This window comes from Bradyrhizobium guangdongense (genome assembly GCF_006483445.1).
Taxonomy (GTDB): domain Bacteria; phylum Pseudomonadota; class Alphaproteobacteria; order Rhizobiales; family Xanthobacteraceae; genus Bradyrhizobium; species Bradyrhizobium guangdongense_A.
Window position 1 is genome coordinate 1 of the sequence record NZ_PPPT01000305.1, and the last position, 2,841, is coordinate 2,841.

2 protein-coding genes are annotated in these 2,841 nt (G+C 62.7%); both read right to left on the reverse strand.

From position 1 onward, the window contains the following. Positions 1-115 precede the first annotated feature (115 nt). Positions 116-1,222: a hypothetical protein gene (locus C2U70_RS32235; protein ID WP_140982718.1), complete on the reverse strand. Its 1,107-nt coding sequence runs from the start codon at positions 1,220-1,222 to the stop codon at positions 116-118. Continuing rightward, positions 1,222-2,655, reverse strand: coding sequence for an MBOAT family O-acyltransferase (locus tag C2U70_RS32240; RefSeq protein WP_140982721.1), 1,434 nt, complete (start codon positions 2,653-2,655; stop codon positions 1,222-1,224). Before C2U70_RS32240 ends, C2U70_RS32235 begins: the two co-directional genes overlap by 1 nt. Positions 2,656-2,841: the final 186 nt, after the last annotated feature.

Sequence of the window (2,841 nt, forward strand, 5' to 3'; positions counted from 1 at the left end):
GAGGGGTTGCTTCCGCGAACTAGGCTCGATGAGATTCGCGCGCGGAGAGAGACCCCTCACCCGTCTCGCCGCTGCGCGGCGAGCCACCCTCTCCCACAAGGGGAGAGGGGAAGAGTCAGCGCGACACCTGATACGCTTTCACCTGCACCTTCAGCGCATCGAGCGCCACGAGCGGCGCCCTCGGATCCACGCGATACTTTCCCCCCGCCAGCCACTTCAACACCATAGCGTCGACAACCGGCGAGTGGTGGATCACGTCGCCGTAATTGTCGAGGTCGTGCGTGACCTCCTTGATCGCGCGGAAGTCATAGAGGCGGACGTTGGGAAGCTGCGACAGGCGCGTCGCGACCAGTGCGGTGATGTCATAGACGGTCTTCAACGTTGCGGGCGAGGCGTCGCGCATCGCGACATATTGCAGGATCGAATAGGGCGGGAAGTAAATGTCGAACGTCACGTCGGGATGGCGCGTGATCAGGCCGACGGCGTCGCGCTCGAAATGCCGGACCATCGCGTCGTAGTCATAGCCGATGCCGAGGAAGCGACTGCGCACGGGATCGGTGATGTAAGAGAAGGCTGCGAGCGTTCGCTTCGCGTTGTAGGCCGCAGCGATGTCCGCATCCCGCGGCAGCGCATAGATGTCGTCGACATCAGATAGCGCGAATTTGACGGGAAGATAGGGCGCGACGCTTGCGAGCGGCGCGCGCAGCGGCGGGATCGCGCGCAGCACTGAAAACAGCGACTCCTTCGTCGTTGTCGTGCTCAGCAGATAAGCGGCGATGCCCTTGGAGGTCCGGCGATAGAGGTCGGCGGAGAGGTAGGGATCGTCATCGATCTCGGGCGCATCGACATAGATCCAGTCGTCCATTTCCCACACCACGCGCCGGGCACCGTGCGCGATCGCCTGCTCCAGCACAAATCCCTGCTGACGCGAATTCGAGCCGGTCATCGCGAGCTTGAGCGCGCGCGTGCCAAGCGCACGATCGATATCGCTCTGACGAAAATGAATCGCGAGCGAGGAGCCGATGAAGGCGGTGTCGAATGTCTGGCTAAGCAGCAGGCCCGCATTCTGCGTACGGGTATCGACCGAATAGGCCGCGGGCACGAGCCGCGAGGGACGGAAGAGTTGCAGCGGGTCGACGATATAATTGAGCGCGACGGCCGCGAGTACGAAGGCAACGCTTGCCAGCAGCAGCCGATAGATATGTGTGAAGGAGTTGCGCATCAGAACCTGAAATAGATGAATTCGCTGTGGCTCTGAATGCCGAGGATGCCGAACGCCAACGCGGCGGCTGCACCATAGATCAGCAGCGGGCTTTTCTCGACGGCAATGTCGACGCCGACCGCGCGCTTGCGATGGTCGTAGCCCATGATCTCCTGCGTGTTGGGTGCAAGAAAGACCAGCATCGCGTAGATCGACACCAGCACCAGGGCCGCGATCTCCTCGCGGCCGAACGCCACCTGTGTGGGGTCCGTCATGGCGAAGATAATCCGCAAGGCCCACTCGATGCGTTCGGCGCGGAAGAACACCCAGGCCACCACGACGGCAAGGAACGTCAGCACGAAACCGGCCGCACGCGCGGGGCGCACGAGAACCGGTGGCATCTTCGGCACCAACGCGTTGAAGGCGTGGTTGATGCAGAGATAGGCGCCGTGCAGCGCGCCCCAGACGACAAATGTCCAGGCCGCGCCGTGCCAGAGCCCGCCGAGCAGCATGGTGATGATCAGATTGACGTAGCGCAGCAGGCGACCCCGGCGATTGCCCCCGAGCGGGATGTAGAGATAGTCGCGCAAAAACTGCGACAGCGTCATGTGCCAGCGCCGCCAGAACTCGACGATGCTGGTGGCCTTGTAAGGCGAGTTGAAATTGACGGGCAGGAAGATGCCGAACATCAGGGATATGCCGATCGCCATGTCGGAATAGCCGGAGAAGTCGAAATAGAGCTGAAACGTGTAGGCGAGCGCGCCGAGCCAGGCCTGGTCGAAGGTCGGCGAGCGCGCCTCGAAGGCGAACGCCACCAGCGGCTGGATGCCGTCGGCAAGACAGGTCTTCTTGAACAGGCCGATGGCGAAGATGATGAGGCCGCACAGGATCAGATGCGCGTGCGGATGTTTTGTCTCCTCCCGCTCGAATTGCGGGATCATGTCCTTGTGGTGGAGGATCGGTCCCGCGATCAGATGCGGGAAATACGTCACGAACAGCGCGTAGTGCGGCAAGGCATACGCCGCCACCTGGCCGCGATACGCGTCCACCAGGAAGGCGATCTGCGTAAAGGTGTAGAAGGAGATCCCGACCGGCAGCAGGATGTGGAGCGCAATGCCGGTGCCGAACAGCGCGTTGAAATTCTCCACCGCAAAGCCGGCATATTTGAAGATGCCGAGCACGAGGAGGTCGCCGGCGACACCGACGATCAGCGCGGCGCGACGCCGTGCCGGACTGAGCCGGGCTCTGATCAGGAGCCAGCCGATGCCGTAGTTGAAGCCGATCGAGCCCAGCAGCAGCCCCAGGAACTGCCAGCTTCCGAAGGCGTAGAAGGCGAGCGAGGCCAGCCCCAGCCAGATCACCGGTGTCAGGTTGCTGCGCCGCCCAAGCCAGAAATAGCCGATCCATACGGCCGGCAGGAACGCGAGGATGAACGGATAGGAATTGAACAGCATCAGGCCTAACCGGCGGCGGGGACAGGGTCCGTTAAGCACACCGGCCGGCGCCCAACAACCCGGTGCGTTGGCGCAAGCGCCGCTGGCAATTCGTCGAATCGAGACGATATAAGGCGGAACATGCGCTCTACTTCTCCCTCTCCCCGTTCTTACGGGGAGAGGGTTGGGGTGAGGGGCTGCATCCGC

Coding starts and splice junctions, on each gene's coding strand:
- C2U70_RS32235 (WP_140982718.1), bottom strand. CDS start 1,222: ATGCGCAACTCCTTCACACATATCTATCGGCTGCTGCTGGCAAGCGTT.
- C2U70_RS32240 (WP_140982721.1), bottom strand. CDS start 2,655: ATGCTGTTCAATTCCTATCCGTTCATCCTCGCGTTCCTGCCGGCCGTA.